Annotated in this window: 25 protein-coding genes and 2 pseudogenes; 26 read left to right on the top strand and 1 reads right to left on the bottom strand. The window is 36.5% G+C overall.

Features of this window, described 5'->3' with window-relative positions:
- Window positions 1–9: 9 nt before the first annotated feature.
- The 18 genes and pseudogenes from AC6EJC_RS21490 to AC6EJC_RS21405 all read left to right on the top strand — a co-directional run bounded on the left by AC6EJC_RS21490 (window position 10) and on the right by AC6EJC_RS21405 (window position 15,875).
- Window positions 10–321 (top strand): ArsR/SmtB family transcription factor, encoded by a 312-nt coding sequence (locus AC6EJC_RS21490; RefSeq protein ID WP_444955707.1) that lies wholly within the window; start codon window positions 10–12, stop codon window positions 319–321.
- Between the two features lie 76 nt (window positions 322–397).
- Window positions 398–1,573: pseudogene (locus tag AC6EJC_RS21485) on the top strand (MFS transporter).
- 234 nt (window positions 1,574–1,807) lie between these two features.
- The gene (locus AC6EJC_RS21480; RefSeq protein ID WP_444955706.1) at window positions 1,808–2,332 is read left to right on the top strand and encodes a hypothetical protein; all 525 of its coding nucleotides are present in this window, start codon (window positions 1,808–1,810) and stop codon (window positions 2,330–2,332) included.
- Window positions 2,333–2,428: 96 nt separating this feature from the next.
- Window positions 2,429–3,103 carry a VOC family protein gene (locus tag AC6EJC_RS21475; RefSeq protein ID WP_444955705.1) on the top strand — a complete coding sequence of 225 codons (675 nt, stop codon included), beginning with the start codon at window positions 2,429–2,431 and terminating at the stop codon, window positions 3,101–3,103.
- A gap of 218 nt (window positions 3,104–3,321) precedes the next feature.
- A complete protein-coding gene (locus AC6EJC_RS21470; RefSeq protein WP_444955704.1) occupies window positions 3,322–3,777 on the top strand; it encodes a GNAT family N-acetyltransferase in 456 nt (151 codons plus the stop codon).
- Between the two features lie 223 nt (window positions 3,778–4,000).
- Complete coding sequence (locus AC6EJC_RS21465; protein ID WP_444955750.1) at window positions 4,001–5,332, top strand: helix-turn-helix domain-containing protein; 1,332 nt, start codon at window positions 4,001–4,003, stop codon at window positions 5,330–5,332.
- A gap of 1,029 nt (window positions 5,333–6,361) precedes the next feature.
- Window positions 6,362–7,732 carry a transcriptional regulator gene (locus AC6EJC_RS21460; RefSeq protein ID WP_444955703.1) on the top strand — a complete coding sequence of 457 codons (1,371 nt, stop codon included), beginning with the start codon at window positions 6,362–6,364 and terminating at the stop codon, window positions 7,730–7,732.
- 365 nt (window positions 7,733–8,097) lie between these two features.
- Window positions 8,098–8,643, top strand: coding sequence for a hypothetical protein (locus tag AC6EJC_RS21455; RefSeq protein WP_341161868.1), 546 nt, complete (start codon window positions 8,098–8,100; stop codon window positions 8,641–8,643).
- A gap of 177 nt (window positions 8,644–8,820) precedes the next feature.
- The gene (locus AC6EJC_RS21450; RefSeq protein WP_028542918.1) at window positions 8,821–9,021 is read left to right on the top strand and encodes a hypothetical protein; all 201 of its coding nucleotides are present in this window, start codon (window positions 8,821–8,823) and stop codon (window positions 9,019–9,021) included.
- A 33-nt stretch (window positions 9,022–9,054) separates the two neighbouring features.
- Window positions 9,055–9,600: an RNA 2'-phosphotransferase gene (locus AC6EJC_RS21445; protein WP_254326058.1), complete on the top strand. Its 546-nt coding sequence runs from the start codon at window positions 9,055–9,057 to the stop codon at window positions 9,598–9,600.
- Between the two features lie 182 nt (window positions 9,601–9,782).
- Window positions 9,783–11,126: a WXG100 family type VII secretion target gene (locus tag AC6EJC_RS21440; protein ID WP_444955702.1), complete on the top strand. Its 1,344-nt coding sequence runs from the start codon at window positions 9,783–9,785 to the stop codon at window positions 11,124–11,126.
- Window positions 11,126–11,614, top strand: coding sequence for a hypothetical protein (locus tag AC6EJC_RS21435; RefSeq protein WP_250267935.1), 489 nt, complete (start codon window positions 11,126–11,128; stop codon window positions 11,612–11,614). The genes AC6EJC_RS21440 and AC6EJC_RS21435 overlap by 1 nt, the downstream gene beginning before the upstream one ends.
- Window positions 11,615–12,328: 714 nt before the next feature.
- Complete coding sequence (locus AC6EJC_RS21430; protein WP_444955701.1) at window positions 12,329–13,108, top strand: hypothetical protein; 780 nt, start codon at window positions 12,329–12,331, stop codon at window positions 13,106–13,108.
- A 100-nt stretch (window positions 13,109–13,208) separates the two neighbouring features.
- Window positions 13,209–13,400 (top strand): hypothetical protein, encoded by a 192-nt coding sequence (locus AC6EJC_RS21425; protein ID WP_155729773.1) that lies wholly within the window; start codon window positions 13,209–13,211, stop codon window positions 13,398–13,400.
- 631 nt (window positions 13,401–14,031) lie between these two features.
- On the top strand, window positions 14,032–14,235 hold the full coding sequence (locus AC6EJC_RS21420; RefSeq protein WP_444955700.1) for an RNA 2'-phosphotransferase: 204 nt from the start codon (window positions 14,032–14,034) through the stop codon (window positions 14,233–14,235).
- 82 nt (window positions 14,236–14,317) lie between these two features.
- Window positions 14,318–14,551, top strand: coding sequence for an RNA 2'-phosphotransferase (locus tag AC6EJC_RS21415; protein WP_444955749.1), 234 nt, complete (start codon window positions 14,318–14,320; stop codon window positions 14,549–14,551).
- A gap of 187 nt (window positions 14,552–14,738) precedes the next feature.
- A pseudogene (locus AC6EJC_RS21410) lies at window positions 14,739–14,858 on the top strand (YunC family protein); the annotation flags it as partial.
- Between the two features lie 699 nt (window positions 14,859–15,557).
- Window positions 15,558–15,875, top strand: coding sequence for a hypothetical protein (locus tag AC6EJC_RS21405; RefSeq protein ID WP_444955699.1), 318 nt, complete (start codon window positions 15,558–15,560; stop codon window positions 15,873–15,875).
- Between the two features lie 441 nt (window positions 15,876–16,316).
- Here the strand turns inward: AC6EJC_RS21405 and AC6EJC_RS21400 are convergent, their stop codons facing one another.
- Window positions 16,317–16,553, bottom strand: a complete 237-nt coding sequence (locus AC6EJC_RS21400) for a helix-turn-helix domain-containing protein (RefSeq protein ID WP_152381107.1) — start codon at window positions 16,551–16,553, stop codon at window positions 16,317–16,319.
- 185 nt (window positions 16,554–16,738) lie between these two features.
- Here AC6EJC_RS21400 and AC6EJC_RS21395 point away from each other — a divergent pair, with 185 nt between their 5' ends.
- The 8 genes from AC6EJC_RS21395 (at window position 16,739) to AC6EJC_RS21360 (ending at window position 24,192) form a co-directional block, all read left to right on the top strand.
- Entirely contained in the window at window positions 16,739–17,389 is a 651-nt protein-coding gene (locus AC6EJC_RS21395) for a hypothetical protein (RefSeq protein WP_444955698.1), read from the top strand.
- 463 nt (window positions 17,390–17,852) lie between these two features.
- A complete protein-coding gene (locus AC6EJC_RS21390) occupies window positions 17,853–18,560 on the top strand; it encodes a hypothetical protein (protein ID WP_444955697.1) in 708 nt (235 codons plus the stop codon).
- A 115-nt stretch (window positions 18,561–18,675) separates the two neighbouring features.
- Window positions 18,676–18,789, top strand: a complete 114-nt coding sequence (locus AC6EJC_RS21385) for a putative holin-like toxin (RefSeq protein WP_290403455.1) — start codon at window positions 18,676–18,678, stop codon at window positions 18,787–18,789.
- A gap of 256 nt (window positions 18,790–19,045) precedes the next feature.
- Window positions 19,046–19,933: a hypothetical protein gene (locus AC6EJC_RS21380; RefSeq protein WP_290403456.1), complete on the top strand. Its 888-nt coding sequence runs from the start codon at window positions 19,046–19,048 to the stop codon at window positions 19,931–19,933.
- A 41-nt stretch (window positions 19,934–19,974) separates the two neighbouring features.
- Window positions 19,975–20,406, top strand: a complete 432-nt coding sequence (locus AC6EJC_RS21375; RefSeq protein ID WP_444955696.1) for a hypothetical protein — start codon at window positions 19,975–19,977, stop codon at window positions 20,404–20,406.
- Between the two features lie 227 nt (window positions 20,407–20,633).
- On the top strand, window positions 20,634–21,776 hold the full coding sequence (locus AC6EJC_RS21370) for a hypothetical protein (protein ID WP_330706037.1): 1,143 nt from the start codon (window positions 20,634–20,636) through the stop codon (window positions 21,774–21,776).
- Window positions 21,755–22,267 (top strand): three component ABC system middle component, encoded by a 513-nt coding sequence (locus tag AC6EJC_RS21365; RefSeq protein WP_444955695.1) that lies wholly within the window; start codon window positions 21,755–21,757, stop codon window positions 22,265–22,267. Before AC6EJC_RS21370 ends, AC6EJC_RS21365 begins: the two co-directional genes overlap by 22 nt.
- Window positions 22,264–24,192, top strand: coding sequence for a DUF3732 domain-containing protein (locus AC6EJC_RS21360; RefSeq protein WP_444955694.1), 1,929 nt, complete (start codon window positions 22,264–22,266; stop codon window positions 24,190–24,192). Before AC6EJC_RS21365 ends, AC6EJC_RS21360 begins: the two co-directional genes overlap by 4 nt.
- The last annotated feature ends 482 nt before the right edge of the window (window positions 24,193–24,674 follow it).

The raw sequence follows: 24,674 nt of genomic DNA, 5'->3' as shown, positions 1-24,674 counted from the left end.
ATGTGTTATATGGAACCGTCATTGATTTATAAAGCTTTGTCAAACGAGACTCGTCGTCTAATTATGCTGTGGTTAAAAAAACCGGAAGAGTTTTTTGATGAACAGGCTTATCTAAAGCAAGGGCTTAATTTTCAAATTGGTGTATGTGTGGGAGATATTCAGGCTAAAGCGGGACTTGCGCAGTCTGTGATTTCAAGTTATTTATTAACGATGCAAAAATCCGGTTTGTTAGAGTCTGAGCGTATTGGGAAGTGGACGTACTATCGTCGGAATGAAAAAACAATCCGGGAATTTGCCGAGTACGTTCAAAAGGAACAATAAACAGAAAGGAGGTTTTTTTTCACATAACATATCTACAAATCTATATATATAATTAAATTGGAGGCTTATACTTAAAATGAAAAAGGTTAACCCGCTACTTATTATCATTCTGGCTTTAGGTGTATTCGGCATTATTACAACGGAAATGGGGATTATAGGTGTTCTCCCCCAAGTAACTCAGAAATTTAATGTATCAACTTCCTAGGCAGGTTGGCTCGTCAGTATATTTTCTTTAGTTGTTGCCATTTCAGGTCCGTTTTTGACCTTACTCGTTTCCGGCATGAATCGTAAAATCATTTTATTAACCGCTGTATTGAGTTTTGTCATTTCCAATATATTCTATGCCTATACCACTCATTTTGAGGTCATGCTCATTTTTCGTGTTCTCCCTGCTATTTTTCATCCTGTCTTTTTTTCAGTTGCCCTCGTGACCGCATCTCATCTTGTTCCCCCTGAAAAGAGCAGTAAAGCCGTCACCAAGGTTTTCGCTGGAATTACCGTGGGATTTGCTTTTGGCGTGCCTTTGACTTCTTATCTTGCTGAAAAAATATCGTTAGAGGCTGCTTTCTTGTTTGGAGCTGTCGTAAGCATGATTGCATTTGTAGGGATACTCGTTTGGCTTCCTTCCCTGCCTGTTCAGGAAAAGATGTCTTATGGCAAACAGCTTGGTATATTACGTAAACCTCAATTGTGGTTTAACATTGTGACTGTTATTTTTATCTTTGCAGCTATGTTTTCCGTGTATAGCTACTTTGCTGAATATCTTGGACAAGTAACTCTTATGAATGGGTCATGGATCAGTATCATGTTGATGGTTTTTGGAATCATCATGATTTTTGGAAACTTTTTATTTGGAGGATTATTACATAAAAATCTGACAAGGACCGTCATCATGTTCCCCTTGTTATATATGGTCATTTACGTATTCACTTATGCTCTGGGTGCTTCTTTCCTACCGATGATTGTGGTTGTGCTCATTTGGGGGGCCGTGCATTCCGGGGGGCTTATTATTAGTCAAACATGGTTAACCACTGAAGCGAAAGAAGCTCCAGAGTTCGGTAACAGCCTGTTTGTCTCATTTTCTAATCTGGGTATTACGATAGGGGCTGCTCTGGGCGGGTGGTTTATCTCTCACTTGGGAATACACCAGCTCATCTGGAGCGGAATGATGTTTGCACTGCTAGCTTTCTTATCCATGATCATAAAAATAAAAATGTTCAATTCGAATGCGGCGGAAGTCAACGTGCGTTAAAATATGGAGAGACATTAGAAGAGTACTCTACATGATGACCATAAAATGATGCATGGGGTGGTGATGTTGATTGCATATCGTATGGACTTCGATCTTAATGACATTCGTAATCGTCAGCGGGATCTTGGCGTTGCTCATCTGGGGAGTGATATCCTTAATTAAGCGTTTTCGCTAATCGCAATGGAGTAGACATCTCTATGAGTTGAAATTATATTATCTATTGGAAGGAATCTGATGAATATTCGAATGTATCACGATCTGGAGGATCAACTGGAAGAAGCGATTTGGGAGCTTGGAGAGGATGCAGCTCATACACTCCCATTAGATAGCAACATGGCCGAGGAAAAAGCACAGATGGCTTGGGATCTAATCCCCGAACCTAAGCATAAATGGGGCATTACAGGTGTAACCTTGCATCAATACGTTCAAATTCTCAATTATAACGGTCATACTCAGCGATCAGTAGAGCTTTTAAATGAGGAAATTTTAGATTTGGAAGGTGCAGGGTACCGGATTATACATGCTGAGCCTTACATTCAGCTGGCGGAAACACTTCTTCTTCAGAGCAAGCCTGTATTAGCTCATGAATATCTCAAGAAGGCATACTCGATTGGGAGTGCAAGGGCATTTCGGGATCAGCCCAAGCTTTATCTCGAAATGGCGAAAAGTAAAGCTCTGGATGAACAGGATATATTACTTCGATTTAAGGCGTTGGATGTGAATGCCACACTTCTGAGCGAATTAAAGGATAGTCCATAACCAATGTAATGATCTCATACAGTCCTAGACGAAATGCTGATTTGGATACGGACAGGCAATGGGCTTATCTTTTATTTATGAGGGAGGACGATTGCATTGAAATTAAAAGAAGTGCTCTTAGGCACACACAGTTTTGAAGCGATGAAAGCTTTTTACGGCTCTCTCTTGGATTTGCAGGTTGCGGAGGAAGGCCCTTCGCGGTTGTCGTTTCAAGTAGGGGAATCGGTTCTTGCTTTTCAGGAATCCTCCCACATGGAAAATGAGTTTTATCATGTTGCGTTTACGATTCCAACAAATAAATTCATAGAAGCAAAACAGTGGGTCATCGATCGGGGGATTTCATTGATTTCAAGATCCCAAGAAGATGAGTTTTTTTTCGAAAACTGGAATGCAACAGCACTTTACTTCTATGATCCGGATCACAACCTCGTCGAGTTCATCGCTCACCATACACTCGACAACACAGTCGCTGAAGCTTTCGGGCCCAACTCTTTACTTCGTATAAGCGAGATTGGTCTCCCGGTCGATGACGTCCCAGAAGTATCTAGAACAATCACAGAAATGTTCCAACTTGATTCATGGGGTGGGGCTGGACAGAAGTTCGCACCGCTAGGGGATGTAGAAGGATCATTTATAGTCATAGACAAGCAACGGCCTTGGTTTCCTGATGATCGGCTTCCGATCGTTTCCAGCATCAGTGTTTTGTTTGAAGGTCCATGCTCTGCCAGTCTTTCACTTCATAATGGCTTGTATGAATTGAGATCAACCTGAGTTAGAGCTTCATAGTCTATATATAAGCTGAATTTAAAAGTTTCATATAGTGCCACTGCGCAGACGGATATTGCTTCCCACCGCCATCACCCCCGGGTTTCTTGAACAAAGCCTACGATAAGCGTAGAAATCCGGGGACATGATGTTCTGCTCGTACTGAGTGATCTTAGATTTGGCAAAAGGTAAAAATGCGAAATAATACATTAAGGAGAGAATATATGAATATTAGACTGCTTAATTCAAATGAAAATTACCCGATGGAGCTCTTGTTACTAGCTGATCCTTCTCGTCAACTTGTTGAGGAATATTTAAAAAGAGGGGAGTGTTTTGTAGCAGAGATTGACCATCAGATTGTAGGAGTCTACGTTCTTTTACCTACAAGGCCTGAAACAATTGAGTTAGTAAATATAGCAGTATCGGAAGTAATGCATGGTAAAGGAATAGGCAGACAATTAGTGACACATGCAATTGAAACAGCCAGGACTCAAGGTTATAAAACGATGGAAATGGGTACAGGAAACTCTAGCATAGGGCAGTTAGCTCTCTACCAAAAATGTGGTTTCAGAATTGTTGGTGTAGATCTAGATTTCTTTGTCAGACATAACTATCTAGAAGAAATTTATGAGAATGGCATACAGTGTAGAGATATGATTCGTATGTCTCAGGATTTATAGAGCTTAATTTTCTTTACAAACCCTTCAAAGGTATCTTAAGTAAGGTTCTGAAAGGTATATGATATTGTGCCAAAAGATGGTACAATGAATTGCGGAAAGGCTATACAATCATTGGATTGCAATAGTCCTTTTTTAATGAGTTGATATCCTAATAAGTTCCTGATAAGGGGTGGTTACTTTGTACAACACAACAACCACGATACTCACAGAGATAGCAAAACATATGAGAGATCATGATTTAATCCTAAGTGATTTAGCTAGAGCAGCCGAAATGAATCCGGGCACCATGAGCAGTATTATTAATGGGAACCGCACTCTTTCAGTGGATCAGCTAGACCGAATTACAAAAGCGATGGGGCATCCCGTCGGCTATTACTACGAACGGTATGTGTCTGAGTATTTAACAGAGGCTAATCCGAATTGGCGTCGAATGAGTCCTTTTATACATAATTGTGCGAAATTAAACAAACTGGACTGCATTCATGAGGTGGTCAATCTATTGATGGATAAGTTGGGCTATTCAGAATCCTTATTTGAGCTTGCTGAAGAATTATTTCATGAAAAGATGTACCAAGCGGCAGCCATACTTTATGAAAATGTAGCTGTAAGTGAAAAAAAACAATACTCAGAACGCCTCGCTATGTGTCAGTACCGCTTGTTTCATACGAGGCAAGGAGACAATCAAGAGAAAAATTATGAGGCGGCAGTTCAATTTGAAATATATGTTGAACGACTAGATGAGATAGATCAGTTAGAAGCGTTAAAAGATTTGGCGAATACATATCGTTCGTTACGTAAATGGGACAAAGTAGAATTGTTCGCTAAAGCTTTGGGAGACAAAGCTAAAATTCAATACAAATTGGAACAACAGCGGCACCATGTGAAAAAAGAAAATTCAAAGAAACCAAGTTTTCCTCTGTTTGCTTATTGGGCTTTTTCTCATTTACTTCGTGCAGAAGTTTGTGAGGCTCATAAAGATTATGAGAAGGCACTTCAGCATACGTACAAATATGGTGACTTAAGTTGGGTGAAAGAAACTGATGAAGTCACTTCAGAATGGAAAATGAGATATAAAGAATGGTCTAAAGCCAATACTTATGTAAATAAACTTCATGCTGGTGAAATTGGTGTTTTGGCTGATTATGTAACATTTTTTTCTTCAAGGAAAGAAGAGTTACTTTCCGGATTAGATAACATACTTGAAGCTGCTAATCGATATCATTTAAATGTTGATAATATACTAAATCAATTTCAAACAGAAATTTTAGTTTTGCTGGATAAACCTGAGTGTATAGGTACGTACAACCAACAATTAGTTATAGAACGTTATGTTCATTTCACACATGAATTAGCGGTTTACTACTTTAACAAAAATAATTTTGTGGATGGATTTACTTTTTTGTTAAATTGTTTGGGAAAATCTACATTAATCAATAATAAGTCGTATATAATTAAGTGTGTAAAGCTATATGAGTTCTATCAGGAATGTGCAGCATCTGAGACGAAGACAGCATATAGAAATTTAATTAATGAGGTGGATAATGATGAAACGTAAAGTAATTCTATCTTTTTTAGTTACCAGTTTTATACTAGTAGTAGTAGCAGTTCCCCTTCTTCAGCACCAAGACAAAGGGTCTACTTATGAGCCTACAGGGCAACATGGAGGAATGTGAGAAATAAAATGTCGCAAGTTCATGATTACAGTAGAGCATAGAAAATCAACTATTATCAAGTAGTTAGGTGGGATTATCCGTCTAGCTCTTTTTATATGACTTATTTTAATATTATTTTACTATACATGAATAAACCCTAAATATTTTATGGCTCCACGGATGTCCACAGTACTGCAATTGCTGCATAAAAATATCTGGATAAATAAAGCTTTCATAGCTGTTTTCAATTTACTGATATGTACTGGTTCATTTTATTAAAATCTCATAACTGACTGAAATGAACAGACTCTAAATTCATATGTGTACACTCGTACACTGTTGCAGCCTAGATAATATGTCTAGGTTTTTGTTTTTAATATCCATATATTATTATTTAGATAAAATGAGTGGGGGGATTTACACCCAAAACATCTCTTTAATTTCTACAATTTCCTCCAGCACATCTATCTACACCGTATAGTTATTTAATGGGCGCTGATTTCTGCTTCTAAATACCCCGGAGGTGGTTAAAATCAAATTACCATTCAATTTCCACAAATATGGGCATAGCACTTCCACTCCCTGACTCAGCCTATTTTTCGACTTGAACCATACCCAAATTGTAGACGGTAGTTGGTCAGCTTTACATATCAATTTTAAGACCAATCTACCGATAAATTATAATGGAATTTGAACACATCTACTCAATCTGATAAATTTGTATTGCTTGAGTTGTCCTCTGATATTCCACTTTATCATGAAATCATTCAAAAAGGTATCTTGAGTAAATATCTGAAATATATATGATTTTATTCTAAAAAACGGTATAATCGTGAGTGATCAAATAAATTAATTTTATAACTCGTTTCTCAATTACATAGTTTTTTATCTATGCATCATATGAAAAGTTTATGATGAAGGGTGGTTTATCTATGGAGATCACACCTACGATTAGAGCAGAAGTTCAAACCTATCTGATACGGAAAAGCTTAACCATGACCGAGTTTGGACACATCATTGATTTGAATGTAGGTACGGTTAGCAGTATTGTTACTGGAAATCGTATTTTATCCGTTAACCAATTGGATCGCATTACTGCCGGGATGGAATTACCACCAGACTATTTTTATGAACGTTACATTGAAGAGTGTATCATAGAAGAAACGCTCAACTGGCGAAGAATTAGCCCTTTTTTGTACCGATGTGTGGAGCTTGATCGACTCGATTGCTTGCAACGAGTTGTATTTTTGTTGCTGGATAATCCAATCTATCCTCCGTTACTCTTTGAAGTAGCCGAGAATATTTACAGAGATGGTCACAATGAAGCAGCGGCGTTTCTTTATGAAAATGTGGCCGAGAGTGAAAGGCAGCAACATTCAGAACGATTGGCGGTTTGCCATTATCGATTGTTTACGATTCGTGTTGGAGACGATCAAGAGAAAAACTATGATGCAGCGGTTCAGTTCGAGCCTTACGTTGAAAGATTAGATGAAATAGATCAGCTTGATGCACTAAGAGCGTTGGTGAATACATATCGTTCTCTACGAAAATGGGTTAAATTGGATTATTTCGCTAAATCGCTGGGAAATAAAGCGAAAATACAATACAAAATTGATCAACAGCATTCTGAAAATAGTGAACATACAAAGAAGCCGCTATACCCTTCATTTGTCTACTGGGCATTTTCGCATTTAATACGTGCTGAAGTTTGTGATGCTAATAAAGATTATGAGACAGCACTCCAACATATCCAGAGATATGCCGATTTAAGCTGGGTAGAAGAGAAAGATGAAACGACCCTAGAATGGAAAAATCAATTTAAAGAATGGGCAAGCGCTAATATTTATGTGAATAGGCTTATGTCAGGCGACTTAAGTGTAATCCCTGATTATGTTGCTTATTTTTCTTCAAAGAAAGATGAAATACTCCCCGCAATAGATAATATAATTGAGGTGGCTAATCGATATAATATAAATGTAGATCACATCCTTGAATTGTTTGAAGCAGAAATTCAGTCTTTTTTGAATGAACAAAATCAGGTAGGCGCATATACTCAACAAATTAGTTCAGAACGTTTTACTCATTTATCAAGGGGATTGGCAATCTATCTTTTGCGTAAGGGCAGATTTTCAGATGGATTCACATTTTTGTTCAGTTGTTTGGAAAAGTCTGCTGAAGCTAACAATAGAATACAAGCAATCAGATGTATGAGGTTGTTTACACATTTTAAAGAACATGCATCTGCTCACACGAAGGAAGTCTACGGAAATCTAATTAAAGTGGTTAATGAAGATGAAGAGTAGGTTGATTCCACCCTCCTAGTATCCAGTTTTATGTCAGTAGCATTAGTAATTATGATCCAACTGGACAATATAGAGGAATGTTGGAATAAAATAGTCTCAAGTTTAAGATCACAATAGACCTAGAAAATTAACTATGATCAAGAGGTTAGATGGAATTATCCGTCTAGCCTTTTTAAATGGCCTGTTTTGCTATGCATTAATAAGCTTCCACAAGTGACTTAGCTTAGACTTTTATCTGTCAAATGCTTATTCGATCATTGAAAGAATATACAATGTAGAAAGTAGTATTTTAATAACAAGACATATTGCCTATTCCCTTCATTTCCCTTATGATAATTGCACTACTACCAAAGAAGGAGATACATATGAAGAAAGCTATTCTACTATTATTAATGTTTGTTATTTTAATTCCATCACAAGTATTGGCAGCAACATCTACAAAAGCAATGTCAACAAGTGAAATCGAAAAAATATACTTTGAGAATTACAAAGATCGTGTGAAGGAAATTAAAATTGCACAAAAAAAACTTAATGCTGTTCTGGGGGCAGAAGTTCGTGAGCTAGCTCAGAGATTAAACCAAGCATCTGCGCGCTATAAAAACGAAGTGAAAAATAAATCTAGTAAAGTGGTAATAGCTCAAGCCAAGGCTGATTGTGATAAATTAAAGAAGCAGCTCGGCGTGGCTAAGGTGGAACTAAATAAAACAGTTAAAAATTATAAAAAAGAAAGCGAACAAGCATTAAAGGATATTGCAAATCAGAAAGCAGAGCTTATAAAATTCATTAAGAATCACACAGCAGGAAAAGATAAACTTACAGAGTCTCAATTTAGCAAGCAAGTTAATGGAGGTATTATGTCGATTGACGGCTCATTTACTGGCATTTTAAAAATGTTGACGGAAGCTGAATAATGGTGAGTAAAGGCAGCAGGTATCACCTGTTGTCTTTTTAATTTAGGCTTAGAATGGAAGTCCTTGTTGGAGACTTTGGATTGCTGTGAAATGGGGACAAAGAGGATATATGGATATGGATGAAATAAATTTGTTCATTTTTATATAATGAAGTACGATTAGCGAGGAGAAAAATGTATGAATCGTAAGTTTTTTATCATGGCTTTGATAAGAGGTATTTTCGGGTATTTCCCTTGTGGGCTGGGAGTTGCAGTATTATTGGAGGCTTATAGCAGATATAGTCTAAGAGGTTTTTTAATTGGAGCTACATTTTTCCTTATCGGGGGATTAGTGCTTTACTTCACAAGACGCTATGAATCATCAGATTGGTTACTTTAGATAAAGCAAATATTACATTAGAAGGAGTATATGATGTTATCACCAAAACAAGAAGAGAGCCTTAGTAAATTTATGAGTAAAATTCTTAGGCATACACCAGAACAGTTTGGAATTAAGTTGGACCATGAAGGTTATTGCCACGTGCAAGACTTAATTTCAGCAATTAAATCAGAGAATAGATGGTCGGATATAGGAGAAGCAGGGATTGATCAAGTCGTAACTAATTGTCCAAAGAAGCGATACCACATGGTAAATGGATACATACGAGCGAACTACGGGCACAGTGCAGGAAGATTAGATTACAAAGAATCCATTCCGCCAACTGCTCTTTATCACGGAACAAATAGCAAAGTAGTTGATAAAATTATTACCGAGGGAATTAAACCAATGGGGAGAAAATATGTTCATCTATCTGAGACACTTGAATTTGCAACATTGGCAGGTAAGAGACGTGGTGAATTAGTCATTCTTGAAGTCGATACAGTAAAAGCGCTGGATAATAATGTGAAGTTCTATATCGCTAACAATGGTGTTTGGCTTGCCGATTTTGTGCCTCCACAATATTTTAAAAAAATTTAACACTGATATTTTCGTTTATATTAAAAAGAGGCTTTATACAATACTTATGACATAGTAAATCCGTTTATATCAGTCCATTTGTCACATAATATAAAAGGAAATTTCAGGATAACAGGTGGATATCCCTAAACATCTCCTTCTGATAAGATTATTTCCATCTAAATTAAAATGGACGTGATCAATTGGGGAGAATATTGGTTCCACCTGATAAGCTAATGGAAGTGGCTGACCAGTTCTTGCATGGTAAACACGAAATGGAACGTATGTTGAATTTACTGAATGGAAGAATTGATTTTGTCCAACAAGGTTGGTCTGGTGCTACCCGAGAGAGGTTTTCCCAAGATTTTCAGGTCTCTAGACAATCCATGGGCGTGACACTTGAACGACTTTCTACGGTTGCACAAGAACTCATTTTTATTTCAAAAAACTTCACACAGGTAGATGGAGAAAAAGTTGTACTGGATGTGCCAGGGAATGGTGTGCCTGTTAAAACGGCATCAAGCGGTGAAGGTTGGTTACATAAAATCTTTGAACAAATCGGTAAAGCTGAGATCACCAAGGCTGAAGCCCAGATGGAAGCTAGCAAGCTTCAAGGAGAAATTCTGTGGGATACTGCTCAGGGAGCAAAAGGAGCTATTCAGGAAGATTTAACCTTGGGAATGCTGCCCGACAAAGATCGTGACTATGATCATCCAATTGCAGCTAAAGTAGGTGAAATTCTTGGTCACGTAGCTACAACATTGCAGGGAGCTGGTGAGGTAATCGTTGGAACAGGTGGAGAAGGATTATCAGTTGCTGTTTCATCCACGGGAGTTGGTAGTATTATCGGAATACCTGGATTGATTGGCTCAGCAGCTTTAGCGGCACATGGAGGTACAACCGCAGTTAAAGGCGCAAGTGGAATAGGGAAGAGCTCAGCGGAATTGTGGCAGATGGCGAAAGGAGAAGGTGGAGGTTCATCTAATTCTATTCCATCTTCGGGAGCTAAGGCAGAAAAGGCTCCACATGTAATCGAGGGAACTCACAATAATAATATAGGGAGTATAATTAAGGAAGGAAATAAGACGAAATATACAAACCCTGCTGGCAATGAATTGACATGGGTTGATCAACATCCCAAAAATATTAACCGGGATATTGAGAACTTTATGAATAGCTCAGATGTAGGAAAGGCAACTGAAGCAAAAGTAGCTGGCTTTTTAAAAGAAGAACGGGAAGTCACTGGTTTTGGACAAAAAATTTTAAAGAAAGATGGTCAATTTGCAGGTGATTTAGATGTAGTTACAAAAAATGAATTAATTGAGGTTAAGGCTTCAATCAAAGCAGTTAAAGAAGGACAACTGGAGAAAATGACAATTACGACTGATAAGCTTTATTTTAATCCAGAACAGAAGAAAGTTATACTTTATATCGATAAGCCTTTGGGCAATCTATCTCAAAGTAATAAAGAAAAATTGGATAATATCAAGAAGCTAGGAGTAACTGTTGTAAATTCCTTAGAGGAATTAAGAAAGGTGGTTAAGTGATGGGAAGTTCGGCTTTTATTTTAATAGAACGAGAAAAATATACACCTGAGAAATTACTGGGAGATGCAATCGTAGCTGCCTTTCATGCAGATGCTGGATTATATTTTGACAATGATAAAAAATATAAGAACGAACAGTTTTTTTCAACAACTCTAAATATATCTTATAACCCACTGGGTGCTGAAAATAACCAGCAGTTTATATTCTATATTGACGGAATTGATAATTACGAAATTAATTATGAGCATGATGAAGATATTAGTGGATTAGATTCAAGCTTGTCCTTGTATCAAGTAGGATGTATTGAAGATGTTTATGGTGTTGAAGAGCTGATTTTTCGATTTATATATGAATATCTCAAGCTAAATCCTACTGACTATTTTTGGATTCCTGATTACGATTGGGTCTACAGTTGGGAAGATATGCAGAAGTTCAGATCTCTGCCCTATGATCCAAACTGGTGCTATAAAAATCCTAAATCAATATAACTCACAGCAATTGATAAATATCTATAAGCTTGCTCCTTTAACAGTAAAATGGGAGCAAGCTTTTTTCATAGTAATTTATCTGATAAAGAAGATAATTTGCATGCACCTAAGAATTAAGAGGCGGGTTTAAACAGGAGAGTCTTCAATCAGGCTAATAACTTAGCGATATGGGTAAAGTATACGGAAGGTGCGTGAATGTTATGAAGTATGATACATTCTTAAAATTATGGGAAGAACAAAATAGTCTAATGAGACTATTGTTCTGTGAAAATAAAGTGTTAGACTGAAAAACAAAGCATTAGACCGTGAAAAATAAAGTTGTAGAATGGCAGCCGGCATTAGCCAACGGGCAGGATAACGCAACCATTAGATGGACTTATGGTTCTCATATGATACAATTTATCCCAGAAGTATCTTCGCGGGTTCATGAAAAGCAGCGATGATGAACTAATAGGAGACCAACACAAAAAAGTGGTAGTTTTATGGATATGCAATAGTTTACTATAGGGTCTTATTCCTCGGTTCGTCTAACCGATTGTAACGGAGACTTCATGAAGTGCCTGGAGAGATGGAAATAAAAGTGTTGCCTGACAATGGACATAGCGGGACTGGAAGAGCGGAAGTGACAAAGCCCATAAGCGTAGGTCACAGCTCATAATACGAACGGAGAACTATTGCTTAACCAAGAAATTACTGGAAAGTGCGGAGGATAATTTGGATCGCAATTCGCTGGAATCGAGTGGAGATTCACTTCGCAGACAACTGGTGGCACTACGCGCCGAATGGAACTTGGTACTAAAAGGAGGGGCAGGACATATGCAAGAAGAACAGGAAATATTCGCGGGCGACGGATATAACAGGTCGTACGCAATGGCTACGGGTATGCCGATTTTGAATCTTAGGGGTAGCATACCGCGTGAAAGTAACGGCCAACTACCGTTTCCGTGGGTGACAACGGGCATCAGGATTGATAAAGAACAGATGTTGGAAACCGTTATGAAGCAAAAGACACTCGAGTATTTGTTTAATATGCAATTCAGTAAGGAGGAAATGACCGACCGCAATTTGGTTGTAGGCTGTTATGAATACAGGAATCCAAATGACAAGGAACAAATAATGCTATATGCGCTGGTTTCGTTGAAGGAATTTCTCGCGAGATACGGCGATGAACGGGCATTGGAGATTCTGATGCGAGTTGGCTGCACATACGAGAAGATTATGGAGGAATGTGATGAAGCCATTGAAGAACACTATGCAGTGTTGCGCCGGTCACTTCATTTAAAGAATTTGAGGGACAAATATGATGTCGTTTACGAGTGGAGTGAAGAGGAAGGGGTAAAGACGTACATAATCAGATACACCAAATCGAGTTATACGAAGATTAAAGCTAAATCATTCGAAGAGTTGACCAAACTCTATGATGAGCAACGGAAGAAGGATGCGAAGAAGACGTTCGCGACTCTGGAACCGTTAGAAGCATTTATGCAAGCCTAAGAAAACCGCCCCTTTACGGGGCGATTATTCAACATTTCATCGAACGAAGATTCGAGGAATATCCAGCGATAGAGAGGATTCTCGACAGTCGCATCGGAAATTGCTGACCCGTACGCCAGATATGGTCGAATGGGGACTGATGGAAGACGTTGATCCAGCCGATTATTTCGGCAAAACCATAGAGGTAGAACGATTTAAGGCGATTGGAAGCCTAGCGATTCAGGGAGAATTTATCGCCTCGGTGTGTTTCTTACTGACGGCAATCCGATCGGCAGCACCGAAACGGTTGTAGATATCAACGGGGATGGCATGTTCTCGCTCCCCAGTGGCGAGCCGCTGCAGAGTATAAGTGGCAAGTCCTTCGAGGCGTGGCAGCGCGATTGGCTGGATCGGTACGGCGGATGACAAGAACCTCATCTTGTATCAAATAAACTTTATCAAAACAGCCAGTCTTATCGCATGAAATAATTTTGCACCACTTGTTACGCTAACTGAGAACGTTAGTTCAATAAACCAGCGGCAGTCTAGGACTTTATTTTCAGGTCCTTGACTGCCGCTAGTTTTATATTTGGGTCAGTCTAAAACTTATTATTCCAAGTCTGACGATTTAGCAATTCAGAATCAGCTTAGGACCAACAAACCCAGTCTAAATCTTTAATTTCATCGGACAACTATTAGAGAGGAGGGATTTAAGAATCAGAAATTTTTTATCATGGATTTGATAAGAGGTATTTTCGGGTATTTTCATTGTGGGCTGGGACTTGCAAAAATATTGGAGGCTTATAACAGATACAGTCTAAGAGGTTTTTTAATTGGAGCTACATCTTTCCTTATCGGAGGTTTGGGGCTTTACTTCACAAGGCGCTATGAATCATCGGATAGGTTATTATAGATAGACAAATATTTTATTAAAGGAGTATACAATGTTAACACCAAAACAAGAAGAGAGCCTCAGTAAGTTTATGAGTAAGATTCTTAGGCATGCACCAGAACAGTTTAGTCTTAAGCTAGACCATGAAGGTTATTGTGACATTCAAGATTTGATTCAAGGGATAAGATCAGAGAATAGATGGGCCGATGTCTGTGAGTCGGATATCAAGCAAGTAGTAAACCATTGTGGTACATAAGAGCTAATTATGGTCACAGTACAGGCAGAGTAGATTATAAGGAAGCTACTTCACCAACTATCACGGTACAAACACAAAGGTAATCCGAAATATTTTCAATGAAGGAATTAGCCAATGGGCAGGAAGTATGTACATCTGTCTGAATCCCTTTGAGTTTGCAATTTTAGCAGGCAAAAGACGTGGGAAACTAGTGATCCTCGAAGTAGACACAGAAAAGGCATTAGCTAATCAAGTGAAGTTTTATAAAGCCAACCATGGTGTTTGGCTTGCTGATATTGTACAGCCACAATACTTAAAGAAGTTTGACAAAGCGTAGACCTAGAACATTAACGATGATAAAGAGACTAGATGTGATGATCCATCTAGTCTTTTTGATATGGCCTGTTTTGCTGTAAATACATAATCCTCCTAAAATTTTGAACGTATCCACGAGCGTCCACACTTACCCGCAAATGCCGCATAAAATATCCCGGGTGAACAAAGAGGAGGTGCATGTAATAACCATGATACACATGGAACCCGTACAAGTGGGTGAGCATACATTTATCGGAGTCGAAGTCAAACTGCCTAAAACAACGCTACTGACTATCTCCAACTCCCGTGGTTACATCATGTGTGGTGCGTCTAAGATGTACCGAATTTGGAGTAATAAAATTTTTCGCTGTTTAAGTCTTGAAGTCAAGCAGGACAAGCTTTCATAGCAATTTTCAATTTACTGTTCTGTACTGAATCATTCTATTAAAATCTTATAAATGACTGAATTTTGTGACCGTATTTGTGACCTTTGAAGGGGACAAGCATGTGACTGTGCATTTTACTCCTGTGAGGTCTGCTCAAATGGTTGTTTGAGTTGAGCCATAAAAAATCTATTAAAAGAAGATATTTGTATATGGACAAAATGATCGTACGATATAGCATTCTTTGGAACAATGGATTTGGAACGTTTATTCTAGATAGAAAACAGAAACTATAGAATATGAAATAAAGCTTAAAAGATTACGAATATCAGCAGAGAGAATAGTAAATGAGATAAGCTCAAACGAGAGCGTTAAGCCAACGCAGATTAGACTTACTGGGGATTCCATATTCATAATCCGAATAACAGCCTTAAAACAAGCGTGAGAGTATATAAAGGACAATATATGTTTAATTCATTCCAAGTTCATGTGAAGTATCAATTTTATCTCATAATACTTTTTTAATTTAAAAGACTGTTCACATAAGATTCACCATCAATTAACTAACATTGCAAATATTTGTTTACTTTTGTAAAAATATTCTTTATGATAGACGTGTATCCCAAATATGAGAGGATGATAGAGATGAAAAAGAAACTATTAGTTGGTCTGTTGACTGTCGTTGCTTGTTTCACACTTGGATCAACATCTTTTGCGGCTAGTGCTACTACACAAACCTCCAATACTAACTCAACTAAAAGTTCATCAATAACACCGTTTGAAACAAAATATGTTAGACATACTGAGATTTTACCAAAATCATCTTTCCCTGATCTTGGTAGTTTACCTATGTATTACGGTTACAATCAGGATGGATGGACGGGTACCATACCTTTGGATACAGTCAATGGACAAACTGGTTACACTTGGACAGTCACTTATGCAGGATGGGTATCTCGGTAAGTTTAGTTAATTAATTATATGAATAGTAGGCTCTAAATTTTCTTTATTTACATGAGCCTACTATTCATATAGTATACATACTTTATCATCAAATCTTTATTTTATTGAATACTCTTTCTTCTTCAAAAACAGGTAAATCATTTCCATCTTATCTTCAATAATCCATAAAAAACATCAATTTTACCATCCAGTTGCCCGTATTGACGGTGACTGTTTTTTTTTGGTTGTCGTGAATTGCAACATCCGAACGCCTAGAATGGGCTAAAGAACTTGAACAATTGGAAAGGTTAAAGACAAAGGAGTATCAGGGGACTCGTATAGCTAGTAAAATCAACATTACGCAAAATTTCGCGTAACGAAGAAAGTAATAAACCTAATCAATAAAGAAGAAGACCTCTAATTTATGGGGTCTTCTTACGTGTTTAATTATTCAAATTAGGATTATTCAACACGCTTACGGATTTCAAATAAATCATTTGGAGTTACATCGAAATAAACACAGAGTTTTGTTATTAACGAAGCAGGTATACGTTTATTTTCCATATCTTTATTATGAATTAAATCCGTGATGGTTGTTCTTCTATGATCAATATCTTCAGAAAGCTTTAACGCAGAAACATCATGCTTTTCAAGTATTTCACCAAGCTTGCAGTATAAAATCCACTCATTATTATCCACCGAAAAAACCTCCACATATCTGTTAAAGAATGATTGCACACTAAACGTTCAATGTGATAGAATGAATTATACAATTGATCGTTAAACGTTCAATTAGTTGTTATCACTTAAACAAAGGAAGATACAGTACTTTCTTTAGCTTTGCTATTGCCATTTTACCAATATCTCAAGGAGGAAGATACCCAGTGACCAAAAAAGCTAACAAGCAAACCATTATTGATATTGTACGAATGAAGCAAGTATGGGAATTAGAAGAAGGAGACGCTGAAAAAGAGCTACACTATTACCACATAACCGATGCTCTAAATCGCAAATGGCAAACTATTGGCCTTAACGTTTCAGATACTATCAGCGTATTCGAACATGGTAACGATGATACATGGACTCGCATAATTGAACCAGCCCCATATAATTCTGATCTGTCCACCAATGATCTAATCAACATGCTGAATATTGCTCCTGAAACAACAGATATCCGCAATGACATGCAAATCATATTGAACACAGTTGAGCGTCGTAATGAGTATGTAAATCGTATCGTAAATGTTAATGGAGAAAGCACGTTTCTTCTACTCCATCAAATGAAGGATGAATATTTACAGCATGATCAACTTGCAGATGAACAGTTCATTCAATTGTACGCTGTGAATCCCGTGGAAGCATTGTCCGTGTATTTCCTACAATCCATTGATATTATCGCATATTGGGAATGGGAAGCGGCAGGAGGTACTGCTGAGAAGGCTATCCAATATAAACGACAGGAACCATTATTACCGTTTATTCAGGCTATTGAACGTGCTGAAGATGAATCAAGGGGGATTGTTTCGGGTTTTTAATATGTCGCGTGATACAACAACTCTCCTAAAGGAGAAGATACATATGTCCACCATGAAAGGAGCGACATGAATGTACAAAACTGGGAAGCTAATGGACGGTAAACTATATCTCAAAACAATAACTGGTAACTGGATCAGTCTCAAGATGTTGGCTCAGGCTGACAAAAAGGCCGTGTAGAATGTATTTGGATTGGTTGGATTCGAATATAGACGGTTGGTCAAAGAGGCGATAGGCAGGATGTAGGGCTGGAGAAACGATTAGGAAGCAACTAACAGCTATTAAACGTATGAGGAGAAAGCTAAAACAGGAGGGAATGTGCAGATAGGCAAGAGAATGTCTAATGTAATCTCCTCTAAATATTAGCTCAAGCGCCTAGCAATAGGCGCTTTTTTTGTTACTATAGACCCATTACCCAAGACATGGTAAACTATTGGTATTATTTGAGAAGGTGGGACATTTTACATGAAATTGTGTGTTAATTGCGATAATCCGCTAGAGGATGAAAGTTTATATTGCAACAAATGTGGAGATAAACAAGAATCAAGTGGCACTTCTGAAGATACTAGTGAGAATGTGATAAATGAGTTACCTCAAGATGAGTTACCTCAAGATGATTTACCAAAAAGAAAATTATTAACACCAAGAACGATAATATATGGAGTTGCTTTGATACTATTCTTGGCAATCTCAGCGATAACAGTTTATTTTAATACTCCTGAACAAAAAGCTAAAGCAACAATAGATAATTACCTAAATGCTTTGCAACACGGAGAATATGTAGGTGGATTTAAAAGCGGCAGCTTCGAGGACTATGCTAATGTATTGGATTATAAATATGTTAATACAAGACATGGGATGAGTTATGATGGTAAAGATATCCTAACTTTTGATTTAGACTCGTACAACGAAAGCGAAGAAAGGTTTTCTTCTGATTTGGAAGAATACCTACAGAAAATGAAAGACCTATATTTGAATGATAAAAACTACACATTAATTGAAAGTAACAGTGAAAAATTAGTTATCAGAGACAATAAAGTTGGACACTCCTTTTCTTTTCTATATGATTTGCAAGTAACGAATGAACTTGGTAGCCCCATATATAAGAAAGTTATATTTGATGTGGATAATTTCTCTGGAGAATATAAGATTTCTTATTATTTTGACAAGTAATGACATGCAGTTAATTCTTAATTCTATCATACCGTAAAGATATGTTATAATGTCCCTAACAACGGAATGGCTTAGATGGGCGGTCGGCTAGTCTCCTGCAAAGGAGGTGATGCCTGTGGAGGTTAAAGATGCTCTGACATTAATGATGATGTTCGGTACGCTAATTATTGCGTTGATCGGATTAATCGTCACGATTGTTATTGCATTGAACCAAAACAAACGAAAATAGACCGCCCCTCCTACAAAGGTTAACGGTCATATTTTCGAATCGTCTTTGTACACAGCCACCGCCCTTATAAGCGGCTGTTGTAAAAGAGTAGGGATGCTACAACATCTCTGCTCTTTTTTAGTATATACTACTTGGCTATATTTTATCACAATTTTATCAGCATTGACAATGCGGAAAAGAGGATTTATAGATAACAGCTATAATTTTTCTGATTTAAAGAAACAACCTAAAATTAGCTGAAAGGGTGTTACAGGTGGTGAAGCTATTAAGACAAATAAGATGTGCAGTAAGAAAAAAAACATGTGATTGTTTTGACAAAGAGATTAAACAAGTCAGCGCGAAAATATGTGACAAGAATTATTCGATAAGCAAAGTAAAAGAAGAAACTACTCAAATGAATAATGTTTTGCTCAATATTACAACATTGACTGATTTGATGAGAGTCAGGACTAATATTGATATTACAGACAACTATAAATTGTTTGTTAGTAATGAACCTTGCTCGTTAGATCCCTCAAATTGTAAAGAGTATTATAGATCTATTAAAAAAGAGAATGTTAAATTACGAAATATATATTCAAATACGTGCAAAGATTTAAAGGGTTTAGCGGATATACAATCCGATATTAAACGGCTATATCGCTTTAAAACAGAAGAAAATTTCAATAACTATTTTTTTCAATTAGGTCGTGATAAAAAAGATAAGCTAATTTGTATAACATTTGATATGAATTCCTTTGATATTAATTATACGCCTACTCTTTTTCTGTCATACGGTCGGGTAAAAGAGACACATTCAAGAATGTATCTTAAATATTTAAATAGCGGTAAACTTGAAATTGTTGATTTCTTTTCAGTAAAAAAGAGGATTGGACATGGTTCATTGATGCTACAATCATTAATAAGTTTAGTTCCCTTGCTGAATAGAAAAATAGATTCTCTGAATAATGAGTTATTTATAGAATTGAATCGTAACAAGAACCTTCCACGGGAACAATTTGAAAGGAGCTACAGTTATGGTCATTCAATTACAGAAATTTACGGAACAATATATCCAGAAGGGGAAATTACTAGGGAAGTATTGACCCATTTTTACAATTTAAATGGATTTATTGAAAATGGAAGGTTGGTCAGAAAAATTTGATTCAACTAAAACTATGATTTTTAAGGAGAAGTGAATTATAAATGTCTTCAACAAGAGATTTGGTTAAAAAGACTTTTAATTCTTTGCAAATTAAACACGGATTTATAACTGTACTCAAAGAAGTGAAATTGGATAAAGGTTACATGATGAAGTTTGATTCAGAAAATAATGCTATTTTGTTTGACCCTCAGAGAATCGATGAGAACTTTGAACAAGGACTTCGTTATGGGGTATATCGAGGATATAACATTGAAAAATTAATACTGTTTGCAGTGCTTCACGAACTTGGTCATTATTATGACTATCAAAATAACCCAAGAGCATTTTACATAGGCAGCAAGGCAGAGTATATCTTAATGGAACTTAACGGAATGGAATATGCAAAAAAACTTGTTCCATCTGAAATGACACAAGACTTCCACGAATTTAATCAAATTATTCTAGAAAGTTACAAAAGAGATTTACCAGAATAGAAAAATAGTTAATATTACCATGGGCGAACGAGGTCAGAGAACAGTTAACGGACGCATACAGTTAGCATAAGGCATTGATATAGGTAGAGTGTAATTGTGGTGCCTCCTTTATAGAGGATTCAGCGTACAGGAGGAGTGAATTGGGATGAAAGAATTTGATGATATTGTGTTTTTGCACAATATGAATAGTGTTTTATAATTTCCGGGAAAAGGAAGTGAGATTCTCCTTGTCACCAAAAACCACTAAGCAGAAAAATGATGATACAAAGACCAAACTGGGGGACATTTATCATTATTATGTTGTTCTTGCTTATTGTCTTGAACTTGAAGAGAACGAAACAATTTTGGTAGAAAAGTATGGTGATATCTCCATCCTTTCAGATGAGGATTCTAAAAATATTGAGGTCAAGCGTCATCAAGACGAACATATATTGAGTGACCGTCATCTTGATTTTTGGAAGACGTTACGGAATTGGGTGACTTACCATCAAAATATGCGGGATTTTAAAAAGTTGATATTATATACCACCTCAACCTTTGGAGAGAAGAGCAATCTGAAACCATGGAATTCGGTTACGGTTTATGAAAGATTAAGAATTTTAATGGAAATTGGGCAAGAAGTGAAAAAGGCAGAAGAAGGATTTCGCCCAATTTATGAGTCTATTTTCAAGCAAGATGTTGAGAGTATACTAACTATCCTTGAAAAAGTTGAGCTTTACACGAAGCAGACTGATATCGTAGATATAGAGAAAGAAATAATGAAGAGCAGCTTTTTTAAAAGTGTTAAGAAAAGTGATAGGAAACCTTTTATCAATAGCTTGATGGGACACATACTGACTCTTCCTGTTGAAAAACCTTATCAATGGGAAATTTCTTGTGAGGATTTTGAATCTTTGGCATGTGAGATCCGGAACAGATTTACGAGTTCTTCAGGTGGTTTAAGATTACCACCTAACATACCAGATAGCCCACAAGATGATGAGTCGTTTAAGGACAGAAAGTTTGTTCGGGAAATCAAGGATATTAAATATGACAAAAAGATTCCTAGTGCAATATCAAATTACTGGCGCGCGCAACAAGCTATTTTCTATTCGTCCTTGAATAACCCAACGTTCAATGTAGACTTGGGTGAGTTTCAAAAAGATATAAAAGAATCATTAGATGAGTTCAAATCTTCCTTTCAAGACGAGTGTGATGAGACAGATTCAGATGATGTAATCCATAAGTCTAAAAGACTTTATGACAAAGCTATGGAAATGATTGCTAATGATTTTTATTCAGTTAAGCCTAATCGACCATTTTTTCAGAGAGGGATTATTCATAAAGTGGTTGAGGAGAGGGGATTTTCATGGAACTTGATGAAACGTTAACTGATGAGGAATATGAGTATGTTGACCATATTCAGAACATTACATTAAATCCGTTTTTCATGAGCAGAATTATTCATGCTTTTGTATCGGGCTATGAAAAATCAGGGGTTCCTTTCAACCTATTATACATTGTCTTACCAATTATTTATTATCGTCCATCTCGAAAATTATTAATAACAGCACAGAGTAGGAGTTCTTTGCGAAGTTTGTTTGTTGATGATGTCGATAAGGCTGCTGCATTAGGGGGGCTTCAAGAAAGATTGTTTTATTTTTATAAACTGACGAACCAGTCCTTTATTATTGCCGCAAATGAAGGGAAAATACGTCTGGTTTCGGATGGAATGATTGAGCTTTCTCAAACCATTGATTACAAAGACATTTTAAATAAAAACGTTAGAGATTTTATTAGGTCAGCCCACTATTTGGGATTATTGTGTTCGAAAATGGAAGTTACGAATGTATATCGTTTGCTGGGGGTAACGCTTCTATGAATGTTTATATAAAATCCATTCTTGTCTTCAATGTGGAAGGTGAGAAGAGACATGTTGATTTAACTGAGGGGTTAAATGTAATAACGGGTGAATCTAAAAGCGGTAAGAGTGCATTGCTAGAAATAATTGATTACTGTCTTGGAAGCTCGAAATCTACTATTCCCAAAGGTGAAGTAACGAAATTTGGTCATTTATTTGCTCTTATATTAAAATTCCAAAAGTATCATCTAGTTGTTGCTCGTAAACGATTCGATAATGATGGAAAAAAACAGATGTATCTATATCGTACTTCCCAAAATATTATACCGAAAGAATTATCAATGGATCTCTTTACCGAAGAGAATATTTTAAGTTTGGAACAAGCAAAAATCGAATTAGGTAGAGAGTTTGGCATTGCAGTCACTAATTCGACTGAAAACATAGATGCTGCAAAAAATGAACCAAGACCCTCAGTGAGAAATATGACTTCATATATGTTTCAGCATCAAAATTTAGTAGCAAGTAAATTTGCCTTGTTTTATCGATTTGAGGATTCTCAAAAACGGGAGCAGACGATTAAACAGTTCCCAGTCTTTGCTGGTTGGGTAGACCAACAATATTATAATTATCGATTAGAACTAGATGAACTTTTAAAACAACAAAAACGTAATGAAAAATTACAACAATCGTATTACAAATCAACTGAAACAATCAAAAGGAATTTGCTTAATACGTTTAAACGCTATTATATGCTCGTTGGTAAGTCGTTAGATGATAATCTATCTTTAAATAAATTACTGAATCTAAGAAGGAGCCTGCCCGACTTCACAAGAGAAAGTTATTTATCGGAGGAGATGGAACACAGATATGGTGAATTAAAGAAACAGCGTGAAGAACTGAAGCAACAAAGATATGATATAGAAATGGGTATAAGTAATCTAGAGCTTAGTCATGGCTACGGGCAAAACTACTCTTCTAACTTAAAATCGCTCAAAGCAATTTTAAATCATTCACTTCATCATAATGATTCTTATAATTGCCCTTTATGTGGGCAAGGGGTTAAAGTTCTGTCCCAGAAAATTATTTCCCTAAATGATTCCAAGCAGTGGCTTGTAAAGGAACTTGCAAGTGTTAAGGGACAAGGAAATGAATTCTATCTACAGATTCACAATCTAAACATGGAAAAAGATAAATTAAACGATGAGATCAGAAGAATTGGATATGAAATTAGCAAGATCGAAGCAATTACGGACAGGTGGAAAAAATCAAAAAAGCTGGATAATGAAGTTGTGTATGCAAGGGCTGAGATTGACATCGAATGCAAAAGAATTGAAGAACAACTTGTCAATCTTCGTAAAAATGACAATGAATCTGATATTCGGATTAATGAACTTAACAGATTAATTGATGGGTATAATTTGTACTCTTATTACTCGCAAGCAGCAACTTTCATTAAAACGAATATTACTAGGGTAATTGAAAAATTGGATTTTGAAGAGGAGTTTCGACCAGCCGATATGAATTTTTTGTTAGATACATTTGATTTATATCATTATGATAAGGAAAGTAAGTCAAGAGTATATCTTAGTGAAATGGGGAGCGGAGCCAACTGGTTGGCATGTCATGTAAGTCTATTTCTAAGCTTGCTTCATTTCTTTGCAATACAAGAGAAATCAGCTATGCCGTCAATCCTATTTTTTGACCAACCAAGTCAGGTATATTTCCCTGAAAAAATATTTATTAACGCAAAAGAAAAATCGAATGATGTACTGAAAGTAGAGCAAATTTATAAGACAATCATAGAAGAAATTGACCTTATTGAAGAAACAATTCATTTTAAACCACAAGTCATCATAACAGACCATGTTGGCGAACTAGACATTGAAGACTACAACTTTGAAGACTATCTTCGTAAAAATTGGAGAGGTAACAACAAATTTATTTAGCAACATTTATCATGTGAAAGAAACGCATGTAATTTGAACTAATGAAATGATGCTTATTTTATAAATTTCGTTTCTCTATTTTATCTTAAATATTTTATAAAACGGAAGCATTGTTAAATTTACATGGCTATTTCCATGTTTATTAACGGTGTTTCTTTCTTTTAAGAGGGAGATAGAATAGAAATGAGTATTTGATTGTCACTACAATCGAGCAGATTCAATACTATGGATTAAATGTATTGCCCAGGTTTAGAGACAAAATTCAATCGAAAAAAGATATGAGTGTTGTATTTATCTATAGTCGTTACGACACGATTGCGATTGAATTTAGCGTTTATTCTTGAAACCCTTTAAAATAAGTTTCTTCTTTATTTTGGACAATTTCATGATTTTATTTATATTTACTAATAATCAGTGATTTGACTGCATTTTTTGTGGTATTCCATTAAACTCACGATTGAAGTTGTAATTAACCTAAATAT

This window comes from Paenibacillus sp. TY11, from assembly GCF_059772165.1.
This window is presented reverse-complemented; position numbering and strand designations above follow the sequence as displayed.

Bases quoted from the DNA above. Each gene is read 5' to 3' on its own strand.
- AC6EJC_RS21490 (WP_444955707.1), top strand. From the start codon at position 10: ATGGAACCGTCATTGATTTATAAAGCTTTGTCAAACGAGACTCGTCGT.
- AC6EJC_RS21480 (WP_444955706.1), top strand. From the start codon at position 1,808: ATGAATATTCGAATGTATCACGATCTGGAGGATCAACTGGAAGAAGCG.
- AC6EJC_RS21470 (WP_444955704.1), top strand. From the start codon at position 3,322: ATGAATATTAGACTGCTTAATTCAAATGAAAATTACCCGATGGAGCTC.
- AC6EJC_RS21465 (WP_444955750.1), top strand. From the start codon at position 4,001: ATGAGAGATCATGATTTAATCCTAAGTGATTTAGCTAGAGCAGCCGAA.
- AC6EJC_RS21460 (WP_444955703.1), top strand. From the start codon at position 6,362: ATGGAGATCACACCTACGATTAGAGCAGAAGTTCAAACCTATCTGATA.
- AC6EJC_RS21455 (WP_341161868.1), top strand. From the start codon at position 8,098: ATGAAGAAAGCTATTCTACTATTATTAATGTTTGTTATTTTAATTCCA.
- AC6EJC_RS21450 (WP_028542918.1), top strand. From the start codon at position 8,821: ATGAATCGTAAGTTTTTTATCATGGCTTTGATAAGAGGTATTTTCGGG.
- AC6EJC_RS21445 (WP_254326058.1), top strand. From the start codon at position 9,055: ATGTTATCACCAAAACAAGAAGAGAGCCTTAGTAAATTTATGAGTAAA.
- AC6EJC_RS21435 (WP_250267935.1), top strand. From the start codon at position 11,126: ATGGGAAGTTCGGCTTTTATTTTAATAGAACGAGAAAAATATACACCT.
- AC6EJC_RS21420 (WP_444955700.1), top strand. From the start codon at position 14,032: ATGTTAACACCAAAACAAGAAGAGAGCCTCAGTAAGTTTATGAGTAAG.
- AC6EJC_RS21405 (WP_444955699.1), top strand. From the start codon at position 15,558: ATGAAAAAGAAACTATTAGTTGGTCTGTTGACTGTCGTTGCTTGTTTC.
- AC6EJC_RS21390 (WP_444955697.1), top strand. From the start codon at position 17,853: ATGAAATTGTGTGTTAATTGCGATAATCCGCTAGAGGATGAAAGTTTA.
- AC6EJC_RS21375 (WP_444955696.1), top strand. From the start codon at position 19,975: ATGTCTTCAACAAGAGATTTGGTTAAAAAGACTTTTAATTCTTTGCAA.
- AC6EJC_RS21365 (WP_444955695.1), top strand. From the start codon at position 21,755: ATGGAACTTGATGAAACGTTAACTGATGAGGAATATGAGTATGTTGAC.
- AC6EJC_RS21360 (WP_444955694.1), top strand. From the start codon at position 22,264: ATGAATGTTTATATAAAATCCATTCTTGTCTTCAATGTGGAAGGTGAG.